This window comes from Euzebyella marina, from assembly GCF_014855515.1.
Lineage (GTDB): Bacteria > Bacteroidota > Bacteroidia > Flavobacteriales > Flavobacteriaceae > Euzebyella > Euzebyella marina.
Map to the genome: position 1 here is coordinate 1,488,444 of NZ_JACYFK010000001.1, position 22,290 is coordinate 1,510,733.

Genomic DNA, 22,290 nt, shown 5'->3' on the forward strand with positions numbered 1-22,290 from the left:
TTTTTAAATCGGGGCAATGTGCCTGCTGACTTTCCGCTCTATGGTTACTTGTTCTTATGGTTAGTGATAAAATCTTTCACTTGGTTAACATACGGATACATAATCGTATCTTCTTTGAACGGGGGAACTATATTGCGCACGGCATCGTACATTTTTTTCGTTTTCGACGAGACCTTATCCTGTACACTAAGATACTCAATTGCCTGAACGACTGTTATCATTTCTATAGCAATTATTTCAAAAGCATTTTCGATGACTTTTTTGGTGATCAGGGCCGCATTGGTACCCATACTTACGATATCTTGATTGTCGTTGTTGTTGGGTATGCTATGAACATACATTGGGTTGGATAACATTTGGTTTTCGGCCGTTGTAGAGGTTGCCGTAAACTGAACGCCCTGCATACCAAAGTTAAGGCCTAAGGTGCCCAGGTTGACGAACGGGGGAAGAATGTCGTTCAGCTTTGAATTCATTAAATAATTGAGCTGGCGTTCGGCCAACATACTCATTTTTGTTACCACGATCTTGAGTTTATCCATTTCCAATGAGACGTAATCTCCGTGAAAATTGCCGCCATGGTATACATTTTTCTGGGCCACATCAACAATGGGGTTGTCATTGGCCGAATTGACCTCTTCTATCAAAATTCGCTGTACATCGTTAAGCGTGTCCAGCACCGGCCCAAGAATTTGTGGCACACAGCGAATCGAGTAGTATTCTTGCACTTTCTCTTCAAATACTGATACATTTCCGTTAGTATCGGTGTATAAGTGATGCTCTCTTTTTCGCGTGAGCGTACTGTCTTTTAAATGGCTGCGCATCGAACGTGCGATTTCGCGCTGCCCTTTGTGTTTTTTGGTGGAGTTCAAGGCTTCCGAAAGGTGGTCGTCATAAGCCTGCATTATTTCGTTAATGGCAGAAGAGCAGGCAATCATCCACTCCAAAAGGCGTCGGGTATAAATGGTATTGACAACACCGATGCCGGTCATTACCGAAGTTCCGTTGATGAGCCCTAGGCCTTCCCTTAGTTTTACTTTGATGGGCTCAATACCTTCAATTTCGAACACTTCTGTGGTAGGTCTTCGCTGGCCTTTATAGAATACTTCACCTTCACCAATCAGCACCAACGCTAAATGTGCCAACTGCACCAAATCGCCACTCGCACCTACACCACCATGTTCATAAATATGGGGCGTAATGTTTTTGTTGATCAGTTCGGTCATAGTGCTTACCACCGAAACGTGTACACCCGAATTGCCCAAGCTAAGGGTGTTCAATCGGGCCAGCATGGCAGCTCTTACGTACTTTTCCGGTATTGGTTTGCCCGTGCCAGATGCGTGACTTCTGATAAGATTATACTGTAACTGTAAGGTTTCGGAGTCTTTTATCTTGTATTGCGCCATAGGGCCGAAGCCGGTGTTGACGCCATATATGACCTTGTTCTTGGAGAATTCTTTTAGAAAATCAAAGCTTTTTTGAACGGTTTCGATTACCTTATGGTCGACGGAAAGGGGTTCGTTGTCAAAAATTACACTATAAAACTCCTCAATTCCTAACTTTCCTTTAATTTCTGGCATTTTTCGGTTGGTCTTCGATATATTTCTAGTTTTTCGGGAGGGCTAAAATAAATAATTCAGAATGCAAATTACTAATAAATAGGTAAGGATTATCGTATTTTTACTTTGTATTTTTAGCAATCTCATTTCCTTTTCAGCTCGTAGAACTTTAAGTTTAGAAGGAAGATTTATGACCAAAACCATGCAAAACGAATCTGTAGACGTACTAATTATCGGGGCTGGGCCATCAGGGGCCGTATCGGCCGCGTATCTCTTTAAGCAAGGCCTTAAGGTAAAGGTCGTTGAGAAAAGCAAGTTTCCGAGATTCGTAATAGGTGAAAGCCTATTGCCCCGCTGCATGGATCATTTTGAAGAGGTCGGCTTATTAGAGGAATTGAAAAAAAGAAATTACGAAGTCAAGGCAGGCGCCCGATTTATGAGAGGCGATAAAATCTGTAATTTCGATTTTAGTAAGAAATTTACGGAAGGATGGGACTGGACATGGCAAGTGCCCAGGGCCGATTTCGATAAAACCTTAACCGATACCCTAGAAGGTTGGGGCGTAGACATTGACTTTGAAAAGGAAGTGGTGGGGGTCGATTTTAATGGCAGTGATTCGATTACAACCATTAAAGATATCGATGGAAGTCTCTCCGCCATATCGGCCAAGTTCATTGTCGATTCAAGCGGTCATGGTAGGGTTTTGCCACGACTTTTAGATTTGGATAAACCTTCAGATATAGGGCGACACTCCTCTATATTCACTCATGTAAAAGACAGTAAAAGGCCGCAAGGTCGAGAGGGTACCATCATCACTTTTGATATCGTTAGCCTAGAAACCTGGCTCTGGGTTATTCCTTTTTCAAATGGGTACACCAGTATCGGATTCGTAGGCCCATCCGATTATATCGAATCTTTTCAGGGATCTCACACGGAAAAACTGCGGGAAATGATGAAACTTTCCGAATATTACTTTGATCGGTTTGATGGTCTGGAATATGAATTTGAGCCTGTGATCATCAAGAACATCGCCAAATCTGTAAAAAAGCTTTATGGGGAAGGCTTTGTGCTAACAGGCAATAGTGCCGAGTTTTTAGATCCTGTATTTTCATCGGGGGTCACCTTTGCGACTGAATCTTCGTTGGTTGCTTCGAAATTGATAGCGAAGCAGCTGGCAGGTGAAACGGTCGATTGGGAAAAAGAGTATGCCGAGTACATGAAAGAAGGGGTGAACGTTTTTGCTACTTATGTAAAGGAGTGGTACACGGGCAACCTACAGACCATATTTTTCGATAGCAACGATAACCCAACAATCAAGGCTCAAATATGCGCTGTACTGGCTGGATATGTGTGGGATAAAGAAAATCCGTTTGTGAAAAACCATCACCGACTGGTGAAAACAGTGGCCCGAATAGCTGAAATGGAAAAAGAGGCCGATAAGTCGATAGGTTGAAACCTATTTCTTTAACGACCTCCAATAGTTTATCGGATTAAAAAGCTTTCGTCTTCTTGAGAACCAGTCTGGCAAAAGACTTGCCTGTTTTGGCATAGCCTTCGCCTAAACGGTCTTCGTTGCTGAAACTACTGCCCCATTGGTCTCCCGGAGCGTTTTCACTAGAAACTTCTGCCAAAACGTTGCTTGGGTCGGCCGTTTCAACAAATTTGAGGTTGGTAGTTACCTTGGCGGGTTGTTTCATAACTCCTGCATCCCAACCTGGGTAGAGCCAAACGGTTTCAACTATCAGGGTGTACTTGGCATCGGCCAAGCCTTCTTTAAAAGCTAATTGGTGGTCGTCATAAAAATAGCGGTTCATGAGTTCTAAGAACTTAGGCTGCCAAATCAATTCAGGGGCCGCTTCCCACTTTTTCTTCCAAGTATCGCCTTTACCCGGTGATTTTTCTTCCATTTCTGCAGCATGTTCTGCTACATACTGTTCTTCGGGAAGATTCTTTTTGAGCAGTTTCATGTTGTCGTAAACGAACTCGACATTAACTTCTTGTTGTCCAGGTAGAAAGTCGAAATCTCCCTCTTCAATCTTTAACTTTTGGGCAGTAGCCAGGCCGGTGATGGTCAAGGCCATTAGTAGTACGAATTTTTTCATAATGGTTATAATTGAAATCTTTACCTTTTATGTTTGATAATCAAAAACGTTAACATTTCAATGTTATTTTATAAATCAATCATCGATTGATGCGAAGACCATTTGTCGAAATTTCCATCCCGTCTCATCATTGACCTTACCTTGGGTCTGTTTCATTAGTATGCCGATCACTTTTTCTTCGGGGTCTGCAAAGTACTGGGTGTTGAAGTATCCTCCCCAGTCAAAAGTTCCGTTACTTCCCCAGCCGCCAGCAGCTACACCTTTGGGTGTTACTACGCCGAAAGCAAGGCCGTAATGCCTTGTGCCATCACCAAAAAAATCTTTCGATTGGTTCTGCATCATACTTTCAATAGTTGTTCTGCTGAGAATTCTGGTACCGTTCAATTCGCCACCGTTAAGGTACATCTGTAGAAAAGTAGCATAGTCTTTGGCCGTACTTGATAATCCAGCTCCACCGGAAAAGAACTTTTGAGCTCCTTTCTTGGGGTAGTCGGTATCATAAAAAGTGTTTGGGTATTTCTCCCATTTTCCATCGTTGATTTGCTGTACGGTAACGAGTCTGTCGTGTTTATCCTTAGGTAAATAGAACCATGTATCATCCATTCCAAGAGGGTCGAAAATTCGGGTTCTCAAAAACTCATCGAAAGCAACCCCTGATATGACCTCGATAAAATATCCTAAAACATCAAGCCCTTCGCTATACACGTAGGCATCGCCAGGGTTATGATGAAGCGGTAGTTGAGCCAATTTTTTCACGCTGCTCTCTATTGAAATATCTTCTGTGGTGAAAAGGTCGGTAATACCGGCTTTCTTATAAATTTTCTTGAACCGTTCATCACCATCAATAACCCCGTAACCCAAACCGGAAGTGTGTGTCAATAAATGCCGAATGGTAATTTCGTTTTTGGCCGGTAGGGTCGTATAGGTGTCGTTTAGAATGCTGTAAGAATCTAAGATTTGCGGGTCTTTGAATTCGGGAATGTATTTTGAGATGGGGTCATCTAATCGAAATTTGCCTTCTTCCCAGAGCATCATCACCGCTGTAGAGGTAATGGCCTTTGTTTGTGAGGCAATTCGAAAAATGGTGTTTTTTTCCATAGATTTTTTGGCCTTGTTGTCGGCCATGCCATATGCTTCGTGAAAAACTATTTTGCCATCTTTTGCAATCAGGGCGACCGCACCAGGTACCTGGTCTTGCTGTACAGCATCTTTGAGCATTTGGTCTATTTTATCGAGCCGGGCTTGTGAAATACCAGCTTCATTGGCAGTGGCCGTTTGAAGGGGCGTCGATTTTTGTAATGACGGCGTTTGACCGAAAGAAATAAAACAAGAAAGTGAAAGTAGTAAGGTGGTTAATTTTTTCATGATGGAAATTTACCTAAAAATAGGTGTTTTTCTCACATTAAATAAGGGTGTGGTTTTAAATGGGTGTTGGGTAGTGGAGCCTTACCTGTTTTCTATAACAGATAGATTATATGTCATAACTAAGCGGAAAGTTTAGAAAAGGATTTTTAAGTTTGTCTAAGTACAGGGAAGTAATTAAAAACAGAGCAACTCTCAATAGTAAAATGAATTATCAAAAACTAACAATAGATTCTTAAGGGTGAAAATTTCTTGGACTGGTCTTTTACTAAAAAATAAACAAAGTTTTTATTTAAGTGGGGACAGAAAGAAATATTGGTATTCGGCATTTTTTTTGGGCTTCTTTGTCGCTTTAATTTTAATCGGGCTAAAGCCGTTTGAAAAAAATATAATAGACCACCCACATATCACGCTTGTTCGAATTGGTGTCGGATTAATTTGCACGGGGGTCTATATTTTAGGTTATGAAATTTTATTGAATTGTTATAAGACCATTAAGTTCAATTACCTAAAACTGATTCTTTTTGATGTTTTTCTAGCTCTAATCAGTGTGATTCTAATTTTTCTTTATGACCGTTTAATCGTTGTAAAGGATGGACATGTTACTTTTGGTTTCCTGTTAGAGTACATTTTAGTATTGGCACTGCCATTTTATCCAATTATCCTTTTTATTTTTCATTTTTTCAAAGTAGCCATATTTCCTATTCAGATATATCCACCCATCACTAAAAATAATATATCAGAACATGAAAATGTATTACATATTAAGGAGAATGGTTCATTGGAGGTACTCTCTATAAAAGAAGAACATCTTTTGTATATTCAATCTCAGGATAATTACGTTGAAATACATTATTTTAAAGATGGTAATTATACTAAATATCTAATGCGTGGAACGCTGAAGAAAATTTTAAAGGATTTTACCTTTCTTTTTAAAGTACATAGATCGTTCGTTGTGAATCCGCATAATATAGACGAACTTATAGGTAACTCTAACAAAGCCTCCATTACTTTTAAAGGTATGGATTCTACCATTCCGGTTTCCAAGTCGAATTACTCTTCACTTAAAAATTATCTATCTACTCGTACCAATATCTAGTCATTTCGCCACAAAAGAACCAGTTTCTTAATTCATAAATTGAGTTCTTATAAATTTGAACCTATGTAATAGGTGTTTTGAGCTAGATTTTTTCAAGGAATTTATTTGACCTATTTGTTCGACGCTTAATTTACAATTATCGTATTCCTTTAAGCATAAAGTAAATAATCAAGAATATTTAAGGAGATAGTGTTTACTAATTTATAATAGGCTAAATGAGATATTTTAATTTTTTAGTGATTTTCTTTTTTCCTCTCTTAATGCATTCCCAAAGCTCAGATACCCTAGTAGACATAGGAGGGTATAAAATGCATTTCAACATAATGAAAGGAAAAGGAACTCCAATTCTTTTCGAAGCGGGTGCAGGTAACGATGGTTCTGTCTGGGACAACATTTTGGAAAAAATCCATAAAGTTACGGGTACAACATTGATTACTTATGACCGATCTGGGTTTGGAAAAAGTGAATTGAACCCTAATCTAAAAAGCGATACCGATTTTGGAATTTTAAACGGTATGAAAGAACTGGAGACGGGTCTTTCAAGGTTGGGGTACGATAATGATATTATTTTGGTTTCCCACTCGTATGGTGGGTTGTATAATTTACTCTATGCAAATAAACATCCTAAAAAAGTAAAATCCGTGGTTTTAATTGATGTAACGCTTAACAATTTTTGGAATGATGAATTACTGACAATGAGAGATAACAATGTCGATATTAGTACAATACCTAAACCTTCAGGAGATTATTTTTTGAATGTCAATTACAATGAAACCATGCGATATGCGAGAAGTATACATTTCCCAGATAGTATACCGTTACTAAATATTTTTCCTGAAAACTCTTTACCAGGTTTACCAGAGGAACTTTCGACTAGGTGGAGAAAACTTCACGAAGAACTTGACGACAATAAAGATAATGTTACAAACATTATCGCCAAAGGAAGTGGTCATGCCGTATTTCTGGATAATCCTTCGCTAATTATCAATGCAGTCGTTAAAGCGTACTCAAAAACATTGGATAAAGAGCAACAAATTGAGCTGTTACCAAAGGCTTTAGACAATGCCATGGAATTGTCTATTGAAACTAAGATGAATAATCGTTCAGAACAAGATTTGAATGCATTGGGATATTCATTTTTGGGAAATGAAGAATTAGATAAGGCTTTAGAAGTTTTCAAATTAAATACAATTTTATTTCCAGATAGTTCTAATGCGTATGACAGTTATGGCGAAGCTTTATTAAAATCAAATCGAAAAGCAGAAGCAATCGAAATGTATGAGAAATCAATTGAATTGAATCCGGAAAATGAAAACGGAAAGAAAATGTTGATACAATTAAGACAACAATAGTTCTATACCATAAAAACAAAGAATACGGGTAATGAATCTAGATATGCTTTTCTCGTCAGAATTGACCCTTCATAACAAGACGATATTGATACTATTGAGCTTTTAAGTTATGATAATTAACTCGGCGAATTTGAATCGCGAGTAAATAACAGAAGTGATTTTGAGGAATTTTTTGATTTTTGCCCCGAAACTAAAAAGCAAAAAGAATTGTACCCTCACTTAATTTTTGATAAGAACTATAATAAACCCATTGGGCTGATCCTGTTCGGTAACATAAGTCTTAATTACAGAAGATTGGAGATTGGTTGGATATGGATAGTTCTTAAATCATAACTTAGGGAAAAGTTTAAAAAAGACTAGATGAAGTTAAAGATTTTGAAATTCATCATAGTCGCAGTAGCCTTTTATATTGGTTTGAATGTTGCTGTTCATTTTCGATGGGAATACCGTAGCCGAAAAATCAAAAGAGAGTTGATTGCCAAATATGATTCAAATCAAGATGGGGTATTTTCCCTTGAAGAATCTCATCCGGAATTGACTGAAGGACTACTAAAATTAGGGAGTGATACCGCAAGAGGTATTTCTCCATTAACCTTAATTCCCGTATCCTTATTATTGGCTATTCTAACCACTTATATTTATAACACACGCAGAAAAAACTATTAAGGGAAGGTTCGTAAAAAATATTGTAAAAGGGGAGGTTTAATTCTAAAGACATCAACTGAATAAAATACCATTTTAAACTGGAGAGGTGCAAATCATCACTATGTTACAACTAAAAGATTTAGCTTCTGAACACAGCTAAAAAAATCCCATAAAAGTTAAAAATTCACGGTCACTCCTAAGGTGCCCGGACCAAAGTTAAGGTTCCAGCTAGTTCTTTTGTCTTGAGCGTTATATTTCTCGTTGTATTTCCGGTCGAGATATTTGTCAATCGACTCTACTGTTGCTACGCTTATAGCAATGGCAAAAACGAAGTCACTCAACCAATGCTGTCCGTCCCAAATTCTTGAAAGGCCGGGTATAGCCCCTAAAGTATAGATGCCTGCCTTTGCCCAAGGGCTCTTGAATTGCTTTCCGATAGCATATGCGTTGGTAAAGGCCAACAATGCATGGCCTGAAGGAAACGAGTGAAAATTACGACTTGAGTTGAAGGGGTCAAAAGTATCCTTTCCTAAATTAGCTATGGGTCTTGCCCTGCCTACTGCTGATTTTAGAACCTGTTGTAGAAAACCCGCTGAAGTTGCTGATGATATCAATAATACACCTGTTCTTCGCAATTTTTCGTTTTTGGCGATCAATCCCGTTAGATATACCCCAGAAGTGACCAAATAGTTGTTTTCAGGGCTGCCATAAAAAGTTCCGTACGAACGAATGACCTCCGGTACTCCTTCCTTTTGAAGGCGAATAAAGCGAGAGGTATCATCATCAATCAGATAGACCGCCCCGGTGCCCGCTACCACACCTCCGAACTGAGCCCATTGTTTACCCTGCCAATGAAAAGGTCTGGCATAGGAGTAACCCACACCTTTGAACATATTAACAAAATCATACTTGAACATATCCCAACGTTTTTCACTGGGTACCACAATGCTATCTTGGGAAAAGGAAGAACTGAAGGATAAAAAGGCCAGAACGAACAAAATCTTTTTCATAGGGGGCAAAAATAATAGCTACGCTTGTTTTAAGAAGAATCGGTTTAAAATAAAACTAACTCATTTGCGAGCGCTACAGATTATAACCTCGTCAATTTAAAGTTATTGTGGTAAATATGGCGAAGATGGGTTTTCAAAAGTAGATTTTCTGGGCGAGTCGATAGGTGTTGGCATGTGCCTCAACAATCACTTTGATATCGGGAGAATAACCACCGCCCATACTACATTGTACAGGAATATGGTGTTCGTGACAGGTATTAAGCACAAATTCGTCCCTTTCTTTACAGCCTTGCAAGGTAAGCGACAAAGTACCCAGTTTGTCGGACTCTAGAACATCTACCCCTGATAGGTAGAAAATAAAATCGGGTTTTACCGTTTCTAGTAAATGGGGTAAGGTTTCTTTTAACAAGCCGAGATATTCCTGGTCTTCGGTCCCCTTTTTTAACGAAATGTCCAGGTCCGACACCTCTTTCTTAAAGGGGTAATTGCCTTCTCCGTGCATAGAGAAGGTGAAAACAGAATCGTCATTTTGAAAAATTTCTGCCGTTCCGTTTCCTTGGTGCACATCCAAATCAATAATCAGTATTTTTTTGGCCCAACCGTTTGCTTGCAGGTATCTGGCACCAATAGCTTGGTCGTTCAGCATACAAAAGGCTTCTCCGCGGTCGCTGTAAGCGTGGTGCGTACCGCCGGCTATATTCATTGAAATGCCATATTTTATTGCGTATTCACAGGCTTTCATCGTGCCATCGGCAATAATGCGCTCCCTTTCCACCAAGTTTTCGCTTAAGGGAAAGCCAATTTTTCTAGCCTCACGGGGCGGTATTTTAATATTCAATAAGTCATAAAAATACTCAGGGTCGTGAACGGCTACAATGTGCTTGTCATTGGGTGTTACGGGTTCGAAAAAATTTTCGGGCGAGCAAGTACCTTCGTGTAAGAGCTGTTTGGGCAAAAGCTCGTATTTGACCATGGGGAAACGGTGCCCTTCGGGTAATGGGTGATTATAAATAGGGTGATAGGCTATTTTTAGCATGGCTATAAATCGCCTTTATGTAGTTTTAACTGAATTCGTTTTCGAGGGATGTCAACTTGCAAGACCTTCACTATAATTTGTTGATGTAAATGAACATGTTCGTTCACATCTTTGACAAAGGCATCGGCAAGGTTAGAGACATGAATAAGCCCACTTTCTTTGATGCCAATATCAACAAAACACCCAAAATTGGTAATGTTGTTGACGATACCGGGCAGCAATTGACCTTCTCGCAGGTCATCAATAGTTTTAATGTTCTGGTCAAAAGTAAACACCTTCGCTTTCTCCCTAAGGTCCAATCCGGGTTTTTCCAGTTCCTTTATAATATCTTGAAGGGTAGGTAGGTCGATTTCATCGGTACAGTAATGTTTGAGTTGAATACTTTTTAAGATTTCTTTGTTTCCGATTATTTCGGATAATGGCATCTTTTTATCCTTGGCCATCTGTTCTACTATACCGTAACTTTCGGGGTGAACGGCAGAATCATCCAAGGGGTTTTTTGCATTTTTTATTCGAAGGAAAGCGGCGCCCTGTTCAAAGGCCTTTTCACCTAATCGAGCTACTTTTTTAATGTCGGAACGTTTGCTGAATGGGCCGTTTTCGTTACGGTGAGCCACGATGTTCTCGGCCAATTTAGGGCCAATTCCTGAAACGTAACTTAAAAGCGGAACACTGGCCGTATTGATGTTTACGCCAACGGAGTTTACACAGCTCTCCACTGTTCTATCGAGAGAGGTCTGTAGCTTGTTTTGGTCTACATCATGCTGGTATTGCCCCACACCGATAGATTTAGGGTCTATTTTCACCAACTCGGCCAACGGGTCTGCCAATCTTCTGCCTATTGAGACCGCACCGCGTACGGTAACATCGTAGTTCGGGAATTCTTCTCTTGCAATTTTCGAGGCGGAATAAATAGAGGCACCGGCCTCGCTCACCACATAAACTTCAACCGGATTTTTAAAATGTACCCTCTTTACCAAACGCTCCGTTTCGCGGGAAGCCGTACCATTACCAATGGCAATAGCCTCAATTTTATAGGCGTCTGCCAATGTGCTCAGTTTTTTCAGGGCACCCTTGGTATCATTTTGCGGTGCATGCGGAAAAATGGTTTCATTGTGCTCCAAATCTCCGGTGGCACTCAAACAGACCACCTTACAACCCGTTCTAAAACCTGGGTCAATGGCCAAAATTCGTTTTTCACCTACTGGGGAGCCTAATAGCAATTGCTGTAAGTTCTTGGCGAATACTTTAATGGCATCATCATCGGCCTCCTCTTTAGCCTTTTTTAAAAGTTCGTTGGATAAAGAGGGAAACAACAACCTTTTGTAAGCATCTTCTATAGCCATTTGAATTTGCGGCGTACACGAATTGTTCGATTTAATGGTACGTTGCTCGATTTTAGAAAGGATAAAATCAGTATCCAATTCTAATTTCACTCTTATAAAACCTTCGTTTTCAGCTCTAAGAATGGCCAATAAACGATGCGAAGGGCAACGGTTGAGCGATTCGCTCCAATCAAAATAATCTCTGAACTTTTGGGCCGCCTCTTCATCTTTTTTGGTAGAAACCACCTTTGTTGTCAGCATAGCAGACCTTTCCAATTGTGAACGGATGAGGTTTCTAATGGAGATTCGCTCATTAAGCCATTCGGCAATGATGTGTCGAGCTCCCTCCAGGGCGGCATCTGTATCAGGGACTTCGGAATTGGAATATTGGTGGGCTGCCGACTCAATATCTCGATGGTTTTGGGCCATGATGATTTTAGCCAAAGGCTCCAAACCGTTTTTACGAGCTGTTTCGGCTTTGGTTTTTCTCTTTTTCTTAAAAGGAAGGTAGAGGTCTTCCAAACTCGTCAAATCTTCGGTCTGGGCAATCTTGTTTTTAAGGTCTTCTGTTAAAGAATCTTGTTCTTCAATGGCTTTTAGAATCGTTTCCTTTCTCTTTTCAAGATTTTCAAACTGCGTTTTGAACTCCACAATTTGACCAATCTGTACTTCATCAAGGTTGCCTGTCTTTTCTTTGCGGTAGCGGGCGATAAAGGGAATGGTACAGTCTTCATTAAGCAGTTCAACCGTGTTTTTGATACCTTTTTCGGGAAGCTGGGTATGTTTTAAGATATAGGCTAAGAGATTCATGTAAATTCTTATGGTTGAGACTAAACTGTTTTTTTAGTAAGCCAAGTGAAAGTGGCTAAACTTTAAATTTAGAGACCTATTTGTTCAAAATGGAATAGAGAGATGGTTAATTCCCACTCCTAGGTTCTCGACTACGCTCGACCTGACAATTAATGGGAAAGTTAACTAATCCCTTCGCCGTTACCAACACCTTCTTCATCGGGGTTGACGAAAACCAATTTACCCTCTTTGCTTTCGGTCATCAGAATCATGCCCTGACTTTCAACACCACGTAAAGGTCGCGGTGCCAAATTGACCAGAACAGTAACTTTTTTACCGATAATCTCTTCTGGCTTGAAGCTTTCAGCGATACCCGAAACAATAGTTCTGGTGTCAATGCCGGTATCTACCTTTAAAACCAGTAATTTTTTGGTCTTAGGCATTTTTTCGGCTTCCAAAATTGTACCTACACGCATATCCAATTTCGTAAAATCATCAAAGGTGATGGTCTCTTTTTGAGGTGTGACCGCTTTCTTTTCGTTCTCGTTCGCTTTTTTGGTAGCTTCCAATTTATCTAATTGTTTTTGAATTTCGCTGTCCTCTATTTTTCTGAACAACAACTGTGATTGATTGATTTTATGTACCGCCGGTAACAACGATTCTTTTTGCGAAACATCGTTCCAGCCCAAGTCGGTAGATAGGGCCAGTATTGATTTTAATTTATTGGAAGTAAAAGGCACGAAAGGCTCACTTAAAACAGCTAGACCAGTAGCTATTTGCAGGGCGACATACATTATCGTTTGCACCCTTTCTTCGTCTTGTTTAATAACCTTCCAAGGTTCTTCGTCGGCCAAATACTTATTACCCAAACGTGCTAGGTTCATTAATTCTTGGGCCGCTTCCCTAAAGCGGTATCTTTCCAAGGAATTGGAAATAACTTCTGGATATTTTTTAAGGGCATCCAAAGTTTCTTGGTCCACCTCGGTAAAGTCGGACGGTGCAGGAATTACCCCATCATAATATTTGTTGGTCAATACAACCACCCGGTTGATGAAATTACCCAAGATGGCCACCAACTCATTGTTGTTGCGGGCCTGAAAATCCTTCCAAGTAAAATCATTGTCCTTCGTTTCAGGTGTGTTGGCCGTTAGCGTATAGCGCAACACATCTTGCATATCAGGAAACTCTTCTAAGTATTCGTGCAACCAAACGGCCCAATTTTTAGAGGTGGAGAGCTTGTTGCCTTCCAAATTCAAGAACTCATTGGCCGGAACGTTTTCCGGAAGAATATAACCACCATGCGATTTTAGAATAGCGGGAAATATGATGCAGTGGAAAACAATGTTGTCTTTCCCAATAAAATGAACCAATTTGGTGTCTTTGTCTTTCCAATAAGGCTCCCAATCTTTTCCTTCTCTTTTTGCCCACTCTTTAGTAGAAGAAATATAGCCGATAGGGGCATCGAACCAAACGTACAGTACTTTACCTTCTCCGCCTTCTACCGGTACCGGTATACCCCAATCTAAATCTCTAGTAACGGCTCTAGGTTCAAGTCCACCATCTATCCAGCTTTTGCATTGCCCGTACACATTGGGTTTCCAATCGTTTTTATGTCCTTCAAGGATCCAATCCCTTAAAAAGCCTTCGTACCTGTCCAAAGGCAAGAACCAGTGTTTGGTTTCTTTTGTGGTAGGTGTGCTTCCTGTAATGGTTGATTTTGGGTTGATCAAATCAGTTGCATTTAACGAAGACCCACAATTTTCACATTGGTCACCATAGGCCTCTTCATGCCCGCATTTAGGGCAAGTGCCGATTACAAAACGATCGGCCAAAAATTGCTTGGCTTCTTCATCATATAATTGGGCGGTAGTCTCTTCAATAAAATCACCTTGCTCGTATAATTTTTTAAAGAAATCGGATGCCGTTTCGTGATGAACCTCGGCAGAAGTTCTAGAATAATTGTCGAAAGTAATGCCGAAGTCTTGAAACGACTTTTTAATGATGGCATGGTACTTATCGATAATCTCTTTGGGTGTTACCCCTTCTTTTTTGGCCTTCATTGAAATTGCGACCCCATGCTCATCGCTTCCACAGACAAAGGCAACCTCTTTTCCGGTCAGTCTTAAGTATCTGGCGTAAATATCTGCAGGAACATATACACCCGCCAAGTGACCAATATGAATTGGTCCGTTAGTATAGGGTAATGCAGCAGTAATGGTATAACGAGCGGGAGTAAGATTTTTTTCGGCCATCAAATTTGAAATTAGGCCACAAAAATAAGGTTTTTGCTACGAGGGATACAAGTAATATTCAAAAAGCAAAACCCTCGTAAATTAGGGTTAACGAGGGCTTGTTAGGATTGATTGAAATTGATGTGCTATGCGACCATAACCGATTTGCTCATTTTATGGTCTTGTACTTGTATGCGATAGATATATTTACCAGCTGCCAAATGACCCGGCATACTTTCTTTTATGTTGATTTCATTGGCTCCGGCAGTCATGATGGTATTGCGTATGGTACCCACGCGCTGCCCAACTATGTTGAACAATTGAATATCTACATGGGCCGTTACCGGCATTTCAATATAGATATGCGGGGCATCGTCTGTCGGATAGTACGGTTTGTGAACAATAGCATTTATCTCGGCACTGCTAGGCACTACAGGACTTTCGGTTTGACTGTCAGGAGTAGTGGGAATGGTAGGTTCACCATCACTGTAAGCGATTTCAGGAAAATCGGTTCCACTACAATTAAAACCAAGATTTACAGGTGCATAGGGGTGGTCTAGTAAGTGTTGCTCTACTAATGGAATTGGAACGCAGAGCCACTCGGCCAAAACCGTGGCATACAAATCTCTAAAATCCATAGTGTACTCTAAATTCCCCCGGCCATCAGGGTTGTCGAGAGTTGGATGCTCACCAACAAATGCACTGCCATTCAATCCTTTTCCGAAGAAAAGGGTAGGGGCGGCCTTGCCATGATCGGTGCCGTTGGATCCATTTTCAAAAATTCTTCTACCAAACTCTGAAAACGTCATGCTCAGTACCTTATCGTCTTGTTCGGTATAAGCAAGGTCTTCGTAAAAATTGTTGATGGCAATCGATAAATTGCTCATTAGTCTCTCGTGCGCCAAGGGTTGGTTGCCATGGGTGTCAAAGCCTCCCATAGATATCATATACACCTTTGTACCTAAGTTTCCTTTGATCAAACGGGCTAAAAGCGCCAATTGTCGGGCGAAGCCGTTGTCTTGATATTCTACCTGATTTTGGCCTCTTGACCAAGCTTCGTGAATAATGCCTGAGTATTCGTAGGTGGTATTGGCCACACCTCTTAAAAATTTAAGTTGGTCGCCATACATACAGTCGTTGAACAGGGTATCTTCTAAACCATATCGCACACCCGATTCGGCGATTTCCTCTAACTGGTCGATATTCGAGGTAACGAACGCATAATTGGTTTCTTCGCCTTGAAAAACCAAACTACCGAACTGACCTATTTGAATGGCCGCTGGTGCGGGAGGGGGCGAAATAAGGTAATCAGGATATATGTTCTCAAAATGCCTTCCCATCCATCCCGTGTTCAACCCACTGAATCCGGTGGTTGTTAGGTCGGTGTTGGCAAAAATATCCGATCCCGTAAAGTGGGAAAGACTTTGCCCTTCATAACCTACGCCATGAACCGCCTTGAACTGGCCTTGGTCCCACATTGCTTCCAAAGACTTCATGTAAGATGGCACACCGAACTCATCGGTAAGCTTCAATACTTTGCTCTCCGGAATATAAATGTTGGGTCGCGCGTTGGCGTATGAATCATATTGCTCAATGGGTATAACGGTGCTCAGACCATCGTTTCCACCCGAAAGACGAATAAGAATTAAAATGTTGTCTGTTTCAGCGGCTGCAATAGCCGATGTTAGAGGTGACGGTGCCGAGGCCGTTAAAAAATTGGAACCTAGCATCATCGAACCTGATCCAGCTATGCCGAGTGCCTGTAAAAATGAGCGTCTGCTCCATGCTTTATGTTCTTGGTCATGGCCTTCGTGTTGCAGGCCCTTATGAGGTGAATTATGGTGGGTATCGCACATAGCTGTAGGTTATTTAAGTTGAAATTCGGGTTGACGGGCCAAATATTGCATTAGCAGATATACCTGTGAAGGGCCTTCCATTGAAGTCTGCAACGTCCAAGTAGGTGTCGAGCCGCCCTCGTAGTATTGATCTTGCACATCGCTTCTAAATACGGTGTATGCCTTATCGTATTCCGAATCGTTTAATAGTCCTTTCGGTAATATAAAATCGATAATGGCCCGAGCAATTACATCTGGGTTATTGCTTGTCATGCCATCCATTCCTGTAAGCGATAGGCCAAAAGACCTGAACTGTTCGGGGTCGGCATTAAAAAATTCTTCTAATACACTTTCTATAGTCAGCCAACGCCCGATCATAAAATTGGTGTTAATCCAAGATCGGTCTCTTTGCCAACCGGCTACATCAAAAGGGTTGAACAATTCTTGGCTTAAGAGTGCACTATAATTGATCATGCTTGATACCGTGACATCATCGTAGGTAAAGCTTGATTCGTTCAGTAGGTTGAAATAAATATCGAACGGACTTTTAATAATGACGCCAATAGCCTCATCATCAAAGAAATGTTGACTTTTAAATAATTGTGAAAGCACCGGTGCAATCTCAAAATTATTGGCCAAGAAAGTGCTTGCCATGCCAGATATAATGGTCTGGGCATTGCCCGCGGCATCTTGAGAGTCGGGGTGAACGAAAAACTCATAGAGTTTTCTACAGATAAATTCGGCAATTTCATTGGCTCGTTGCTCGAACAATATGTCAATCACGTCATCATAACCCCAGTTGCCTGTTTGACCTAATATAGTTTTGCTGTCGGTATCGTGGCGGTCATCTCTAAATTGTACGGATTCGCAACCTAGTTCGCCTCTCTCAACATAACCGGTTAAGGCACGTGCCGTTTCAATAATGTCTTCTTCAGTATACCCATTACCTTCGCCCAAAGTAAATAGCTCATAAAGTTCTCGGGCGTAGTTTTCGTTGGGGTTATGGCCGTTGTTATAAACGCCATCCAAATAATACAACATGGCATCGGTAAGTCCGATTTCGCTAACAAATGTTTTAAAGTTACCTATTGCATTCTGCTGTAAGCAATCGATGTAGTGGTAGAGAAATGAATTACACTCGTACACTTTCAGCTCGGTAACAAAATGATTGCTCCAAAAGAAGCTAAGGCGGTCTCGTAGGTTGTTGTTCAGCATTTGATTGGTGTAGGCCAAGCTGAACTCTTGCCTTTGTTGACGCACCATTGAGTTACGCTGCTCATCGTCTTCGGGGTAATTACTACCGTTCCAATCGGCCCAAGTAGGTGCTGTAACGGGCGGTTGGGCCAATGCCTGGTTAATTAGTGTATCTACCAATGAACCTGCATTTTGACCTTCTGCTTGATCGATAGTTTGTGCGGAGGCGCTGAACCCCAGTCTACGGTACAGGTGTGCAGCCTTCGACCTGTTCAAGGGAGTGTTATACGGCGCTAGGGAAGCCGTATTACAGTTGATAAAGTATTCCATAGTTTTCAGTAGGCTTTAAGAACCGTTTATGTGCTTGGGGTCAATTCTTAACGTACTGGGGTTTTGTATAGTATGGTGATTGATGTATTTTCGATGTATGGCATAATTAATTACGAATCATACACAATATTTGGCGTTAGGTAACCCTATTTTTCGATGAACCGCCGCTCTTTGAAATAGATTTAAGGAAAACTATGGGCAAACACAATGAATTTGGTAAGGAAGGAGAGAAAATAGCAGTTGATTTTTTAGTAGGAAAAGGATATGAAATCGTAGCCCAGAACTATCGTTACCTTAAAGCTGAAATAGACATTATCGCTAAGAAAAAGGAGGTATTGGCCGTAGTAGAGGTGAGGGCGAGAAGTAATGACCGTATTATACCGATTGCAGAAACCATCACCCCAAAAAAGATAAAGCTTTTGGTCTCGGCGGCAGACTATTTCGTAACCGAAAATGAAATCGATGCCGAGGTACGTTTTGATGTGGTTACTATATTAAAGAATAGAAGCATTTTTAAGATTGAACATCTTGAAAATGCTTTTTATCATTTCTGACGAGGGGAAAGTTGAGATGTTTTGAATTTTAGTATTAACACAATTTGTTTTATTTATAACAATGTGTTATTTTTGCTCTGCAACCAACTAAGAGCATCATGAAAACAATATCGTCGGTCGTTGAGCAATACATAAAAAAGAAGCCGTTTTTACAAAGTGCATTGGCACAAGGTATTATCAATCTAACCTCTCTTTCAAGAATTGTTAAGCCTGAAATTGAAGATGAGTTAGGAAAGGATATTCGTAATGGGGCTATCGTTATGGCACTGAAAAGACTGTCCGATGATCTAGAATTTCGCGCTACACATAAGATTATAAAAGTGTTGAAGAATATCGGCGAGATTACGGTTCGATCTTCTTTGACCGACTTCACTTTTTTTATATCTGAATCAATATTAGAGGTGCAGGCCGAGCTTCTTGAAGAAGTCAATAAAAATAAAGATGTTTTTTATACTTCATCTAGAGGTGTGAACGAACTGAATATTGTAGTAAGTAACAGCTTAGATCAAACCGTCGAAACCCTTTTTAAAGAAGAAAAGTGTACCCAAAAAGCAGAAAATTTATCTTCGATTACTGTAAAGCTTCCAGCCGAAAACGTTAGCGTACCGGGTATATATTATTTTATATTTCAGCGTTTGGCATGGGAGGGCATTGTTCTGTACGAGGTTATCTCAACCACCAATGAATTTACCATTTTGGTAGACGATACCCAAGTAGATGTGGCCTTCAAGACTATAAAAGACTTGAAGACCCTCTAAACTTTAATCTTTAATAAATTCTGTGGCTTGCCCCCTGAAAGGTTCCGGCAAACAGCAATCTTGGGTGCCGCCTACCTCAACGGAAGATGATCCATATACTTTTATGGTAGATTTGATGAAATCATCTTCATTGGCCTTATAGATATTCTCAACATACTTCTGCGGATTTCTATCAATATAAGGGAACCAAGTACTATGAATCTGAATCATTATGCGATGCCCTTTTTTAAAGGTGTGCAAAATATCTTGAAGTCTAAAATCGACATCGCTTATTTCTCCGGGAACAAAAGGTTCAGGTTTTTCAAAGCTATTTCTAAAACGACCTCGAAATACTTCGGCCCTTACTAGTTGCTGATAACCTCCCATAATAATATTATCCGGGTTGTGCTCATAGTTTTCATGGTCTGAAGGATAGACGTCGATCAACTTAACAACAAAGTCGCCATCGGTACCGGTAATGGCCACCTTTAATTTTGCCAGAATTTCTCCGGCCAGCACTTTTGGGTTGTCCAAAGGTTCGGTTTCGAAGGTAAGCACATCGGGCCTACGTGAGGCATGTCTTTGATCATCTGACATATAACGTCTGGGAGTAAAGGTCAGCCCTTCGGTTTGTGAGGTGTAAGGTACCGGCTTTTGAGGGTCGCTCGTATATTCGAAAACGGCATCTTCGTTGATAGGTCCGTTAACACTAAGTTGCCCATTTCCACCAAAATGCAGGCTCACAGGTTCTATATCGATTGGTGGCCATTGTTCAAACTTCATCCATTCTTTCGAACCTGTATCGAACATATAGGCTTCCGGCAGTTTGTAAATGTTTTTGCTTTTCAAGTTATGGGCAAAGAAATTACGTTCTATTTCTCTTTGAAAAAAGGTAGAGATGCTGTCACCAAAATAGATATGGTTGTGAACGGTTTTACCGGTTTCTTTCGCCCATCCGCCATGGTCCCAAGGTCCCATGACAATCGTGTTTTTGGCTTTCGGGCTTGTGGCTTCCACCGTTTTATAAATATTCAATGGGCCATAAAGATCCTCGGCATCGTACCATCCTCCAACGGTCATAACGGCATGGTCGATATCTTTTAAATGGGGAAGAATATTTCTCTTTTGCCAGAATTCATCATAATTAGGGTGGTCAACTATCTGGTTCCAAAAGAAATTGTCTTTGTGATATTTTTCGGTAATATTTTTTAAGGGGCCTAATTTTAGAAAGAAATCATACGCATCGGAAGCGGGGTTGCCATAGAGCCTCATTAATTTTTCGGTATACCAAGGATCTCTGGTAAGACTGTCTTTTTGATAACCAAATACGGCAAAGGCAGCCGTATAGCTTTCTAAATAGGCACCTTGGTGATGAAAATCGTCAAAAAAGAAATCGGCTATCGGCGCTTGTGGCGAAGAAGCCTTTAGTGCAGGGTGGGCATCGATCATGCCGGCCGCGGTATAGTGCCCGGGATAAGAAATGCCATACATGCCCACGCGACCATTATTGCCTTTAATGTTTTTGATCATCCATTCTATTGAGTCATAGGTGTCGCTACTTTCATCAATGTCTTTTTTGTTTCTCGGTTTGTTGCCGGGTATGTTCGGTCTCATATTGTCAAACTCTCCATCTGACATATAACGACCACGTACATCTTGAAAAACGAATATATACCCGTCTTCTACCAGATATTTTGAAGGGTAGCCGCTGTATTGATAGTTTGAATGTTTTGAGGCATTGTAACAAGTTCTGTTTAAGAGAATCGGGTATTTTTTAGTTTGGTCTTTAGGAGTATAGACTACCGTGAACAGTTCGGCACCGTCTCGCATGGGAATACGGTATTCCTTTAGGTCATAATGACTTTTAAAATAATCGGCGTCTATTTCTTGTCCGCAAGAAATCGTTACGGTCATTAGAAATATCAGTAAAACAAACTTGTTTAGTTGCATGGTGAAGGTTTTTTGAATGTCTCGGGCCTAAAGATAGCAATATACTTGCTTGCTAGCCCAATGGGAATAGGGCTAACCTTAAATGATTTCAAACCATTAAAGCTTGTTATTGAAAATCAGGTAAATGATACATTTCGATTACTGCACCAAAAGGAGAAGATGTTTGCGTCAATTGCATTTTCTTTTTCTCGAGCCCATTCAATCAGGCTTGATGCCATAAAAAGTAGACAAGCAAGAATTTGATTTACCAAGTTCTTTTTTCGAGAACTTTATTTAGCTCTTCGGCTGTCATTTTACCCTTATCGGGATTTTTTTCTAACCAGGTTAAAAAGTCTTTTTTGACCTTGTCAGACCATTTACCGTCAATCTCTCCGGTAGAATATTTTCCTGCTTTTACCATTTCGAAGCCAAAAAGGTCTTTTAGGCCTACAAATTCACTGGTAAACACTACCTGTTCGGCCAAATGGGCAGGTACGAATAGAACCCCTTCACTTTTTCCGATTACCAAGTCGCCCGGTAATACGATGGCATCACCTATTCGTATAGCGGTATTAAGCCCCATTAACACCATTTCTTGCAAGAAAGAAGGATGAAAATCGCGAACGAAGGCGTTGAAGCCTTCCAGTTCAGATATCGACTCTAAATCTCTGGCACTGCCATTAAAGACTACACCATTTCCTGATTTTGCGAATATAGAGTTGGCCAATGTAGCACCCATTAAGGTTCCGGCCTCAATTTTTCCGAACCCGTCTGCCACATAAACATCGCCCGTGGTCAACACATCGATAGGCCATGAATTGGTATCACCTTTTCTACCTTGCTTATTAACTCCTCTGTCTTTAATGTTCTTTTCAACATCGGGCCTGCTAGGCATGAACATAGCCGTAACCGCCCTGCCAACAACTACATTGTTGTTGACCATTTTCCACTCCCCGGCAAATTGATTGTTATAGCCTTCGTTTTTTAGAACCGTCCACGCATCATCGACCGATATATGCTTTGCTCTCTCTACAAGGTCATCGGATATTTTGGGACGACCGTCTTCAAATCTTTCCCCTTCCCAAGAAGAAGTCAAGAAAACAAGCTCTTCTTTTGGTATTGTCTGTGAATAAAGGTGGGTGGCAAATAATAAGAATGCGGCTGTAAATAGTTGAATGGCTCGGATCTTCATAAATTTAATAGG

The 22,290-nt window shown here is 40.6% G+C and carries 17 protein-coding genes; 6 read left to right on the forward strand and 11 right to left on the reverse strand.

Features of this window, described 5'->3' with window-relative positions:
• Positions 1-44: 44 nt before the first annotated feature.
• Positions 45-1,577 carry an HAL/PAL/TAL family ammonia-lyase gene (locus tag IL356_RS06085; RefSeq protein WP_121850323.1) on the reverse strand — a complete coding sequence of 511 codons (1,533 nt, stop codon included), beginning with the start codon at positions 1,575-1,577 and terminating at the stop codon, positions 45-47.
• 181 nt (positions 1,578-1,758) lie between these two features.
• Here IL356_RS06085 and IL356_RS06090 point away from each other — a divergent pair, with 181 nt between their 5' ends.
• Entirely contained in the window at positions 1,759-3,009 is a 1,251-nt protein-coding gene (locus tag IL356_RS06090; RefSeq protein ID WP_121850804.1) for an NAD(P)/FAD-dependent oxidoreductase, read from the forward strand.
• A gap of 37 nt (positions 3,010-3,046) precedes the next feature.
• On the opposite strand, the gene IL356_RS06095 is transcribed toward IL356_RS06090, so the two are convergent.
• Positions 3,047-3,658, reverse strand: a complete 612-nt coding sequence (locus IL356_RS06095) for a hypothetical protein (RefSeq protein ID WP_121850322.1) — start codon at positions 3,656-3,658, stop codon at positions 3,047-3,049.
• A 75-nt stretch (positions 3,659-3,733) separates the two neighbouring features.
• A complete protein-coding gene (locus IL356_RS06100; RefSeq protein WP_121850321.1) occupies positions 3,734-5,023 on the reverse strand; it encodes a serine hydrolase domain-containing protein in 1,290 nt (429 codons plus the stop codon).
• 547 nt (positions 5,024-5,570) lie between these two features.
• Between IL356_RS06100 and IL356_RS20290 the strand changes: the two genes are divergently transcribed.
• The 3 genes from IL356_RS20290 to IL356_RS06115 all read left to right on the forward strand — a co-directional run bounded on the left by IL356_RS20290 (position 5,571) and on the right by IL356_RS06115 (position 8,137).
• Positions 5,571-6,119: a LytR/AlgR family response regulator transcription factor gene (locus tag IL356_RS20290; RefSeq protein ID WP_162987952.1), complete on the forward strand. Its 549-nt coding sequence runs from the start codon at positions 5,571-5,573 to the stop codon at positions 6,117-6,119.
• Between the two features lie 323 nt (positions 6,120-6,442).
• Entirely contained in the window at positions 6,443-7,471 is a 1,029-nt protein-coding gene (locus IL356_RS06110) for an alpha/beta fold hydrolase (RefSeq protein ID WP_162987951.1), read from the forward strand.
• 360 nt (positions 7,472-7,831) lie between these two features.
• Positions 7,832-8,137 carry a hypothetical protein gene (locus IL356_RS06115; RefSeq protein WP_121850318.1) on the forward strand — a complete coding sequence of 102 codons (306 nt, stop codon included), beginning with the start codon at positions 7,832-7,834 and terminating at the stop codon, positions 8,135-8,137.
• A 155-nt stretch (positions 8,138-8,292) separates the two neighbouring features.
• On the opposite strand, the gene IL356_RS06120 is transcribed toward IL356_RS06115, so the two are convergent.
• The 6 genes from IL356_RS06120 to IL356_RS06145 form a co-directional block, all read right to left on the reverse strand.
• A complete protein-coding gene (locus IL356_RS06120) occupies positions 8,293-9,126 on the reverse strand; it encodes a phosphatase PAP2 family protein (RefSeq protein ID WP_121850317.1) in 834 nt (277 codons plus the stop codon).
• Between the two features lie 133 nt (positions 9,127-9,259).
• Positions 9,260-10,162 (reverse strand): histone deacetylase family protein, encoded by a 903-nt coding sequence (locus IL356_RS06125; protein WP_121850316.1) that lies wholly within the window; start codon positions 10,160-10,162, stop codon positions 9,260-9,262.
• 2 nt (positions 10,163-10,164) lie between these two features.
• Positions 10,165-12,297, reverse strand: coding sequence for a Tex family protein (locus IL356_RS06130; protein WP_121850315.1), 2,133 nt, complete (start codon positions 12,295-12,297; stop codon positions 10,165-10,167).
• Positions 12,298-12,458: 161 nt separating this feature from the next.
• A complete protein-coding gene (metG, locus tag IL356_RS06135) occupies positions 12,459-14,528 on the reverse strand; it encodes a methionine--tRNA ligase (protein ID WP_121850314.1) in 2,070 nt (689 codons plus the stop codon).
• 125 nt (positions 14,529-14,653) lie between these two features.
• Positions 14,654-16,363, reverse strand: coding sequence for a DUF1501 domain-containing protein (locus IL356_RS06140; protein ID WP_121850313.1), 1,710 nt, complete (start codon positions 16,361-16,363; stop codon positions 14,654-14,656).
• Between the two features lie 9 nt (positions 16,364-16,372).
• On the reverse strand, positions 16,373-17,866 hold the full coding sequence (locus tag IL356_RS06145; protein ID WP_121850312.1) for a DUF1800 domain-containing protein: 1,494 nt from the start codon (positions 17,864-17,866) through the stop codon (positions 16,373-16,375).
• 194 nt (positions 17,867-18,060) lie between these two features.
• Here IL356_RS06145 and IL356_RS06150 point away from each other — a divergent pair, with 194 nt between their 5' ends.
• Positions 18,061-18,420 (forward strand): YraN family protein, encoded by a 360-nt coding sequence (locus tag IL356_RS06150; RefSeq protein WP_121850311.1) that lies wholly within the window; start codon positions 18,061-18,063, stop codon positions 18,418-18,420.
• Positions 18,421-18,518: 98 nt separating this feature from the next.
• Entirely contained in the window at positions 18,519-19,178 is a 660-nt protein-coding gene (locus IL356_RS06155) for an aspartate kinase (protein WP_121850310.1), read from the forward strand.
• 3 nt (positions 19,179-19,181) lie between these two features.
• On the opposite strand, the gene IL356_RS06160 is transcribed toward IL356_RS06155, so the two are convergent.
• Both IL356_RS06160 and IL356_RS06165 read right to left on the reverse strand, forming a co-directional pair.
• Positions 19,182-21,107, reverse strand: a complete 1,926-nt coding sequence (locus tag IL356_RS06160; RefSeq protein ID WP_121850309.1) for a CocE/NonD family hydrolase — start codon at positions 21,105-21,107, stop codon at positions 19,182-19,184.
• Between the two features lie 244 nt (positions 21,108-21,351).
• The gene (locus IL356_RS06165) at positions 21,352-22,278 is read right to left on the reverse strand and encodes an RraA family protein (protein ID WP_121850307.1); all 927 of its coding nucleotides are present in this window, start codon (positions 22,276-22,278) and stop codon (positions 21,352-21,354) included.
• Between the last annotated feature and the right edge of the window lie 12 nt (positions 22,279-22,290).

Coding starts and splice junctions, on each gene's coding strand:
- IL356_RS06090 (WP_121850804.1), top strand. CDS start 1,759: ATGCAAAACGAATCTGTAGACGTACTAATTATCGGGGCTGGGCCATCA.
- IL356_RS06125 (WP_121850316.1), bottom strand. CDS start 10,162: ATGCTAAAAATAGCCTATCACCCTATTTATAATCACCCATTACCCGAA.
- IL356_RS06110 (WP_162987951.1), top strand. CDS start 6,443: ATGAAAGGAAAAGGAACTCCAATTCTTTTCGAAGCGGGTGCAGGTAAC.
- IL356_RS06155 (WP_121850310.1), top strand. CDS start 18,519: ATGAAAACAATATCGTCGGTCGTTGAGCAATACATAAAAAAGAAGCCG.
- IL356_RS06100 (WP_121850321.1), bottom strand. CDS start 5,023: ATGAAAAAATTAACCACCTTACTACTTTCACTTTCTTGTTTTATTTCT.
- IL356_RS06120 (WP_121850317.1), bottom strand. CDS start 9,126: ATGAAAAAGATTTTGTTCGTTCTGGCCTTTTTATCCTTCAGTTCTTCC.
- IL356_RS06115 (WP_121850318.1), top strand. CDS start 7,832: ATGAAGTTAAAGATTTTGAAATTCATCATAGTCGCAGTAGCCTTTTAT.
- IL356_RS06150 (WP_121850311.1), top strand. CDS start 18,061: ATGGGCAAACACAATGAATTTGGTAAGGAAGGAGAGAAAATAGCAGTT.
- IL356_RS06130 (WP_121850315.1), bottom strand. CDS start 12,297: ATGAATCTCTTAGCCTATATCTTAAAACATACCCAGCTTCCCGAAAAA.
- IL356_RS06145 (WP_121850312.1), bottom strand. CDS start 17,866: ATGGAATACTTTATCAACTGTAATACGGCTTCCCTAGCGCCGTATAAC.
- IL356_RS06165 (WP_121850307.1), bottom strand. CDS start 22,278: ATGAAGATCCGAGCCATTCAACTATTTACAGCCGCATTCTTATTATTT.
- IL356_RS06160 (WP_121850309.1), bottom strand. CDS start 21,107: ATGCAACTAAACAAGTTTGTTTTACTGATATTTCTAATGACCGTAACG.
- metG (WP_121850314.1), bottom strand. CDS start 14,528: ATGGCCGAAAAAAATCTTACTCCCGCTCGTTATACCATTACTGCTGCA.
- IL356_RS06095 (WP_121850322.1), bottom strand. CDS start 3,658: ATGAAAAAATTCGTACTACTAATGGCCTTGACCATCACCGGCCTGGCT.
- IL356_RS06140 (WP_121850313.1), bottom strand. CDS start 16,363: ATGTGCGATACCCACCATAATTCACCTCATAAGGGCCTGCAACACGAA.
- IL356_RS06085 (WP_121850323.1), bottom strand. CDS start 1,577: ATGCCAGAAATTAAAGGAAAGTTAGGAATTGAGGAGTTTTATAGTGTA.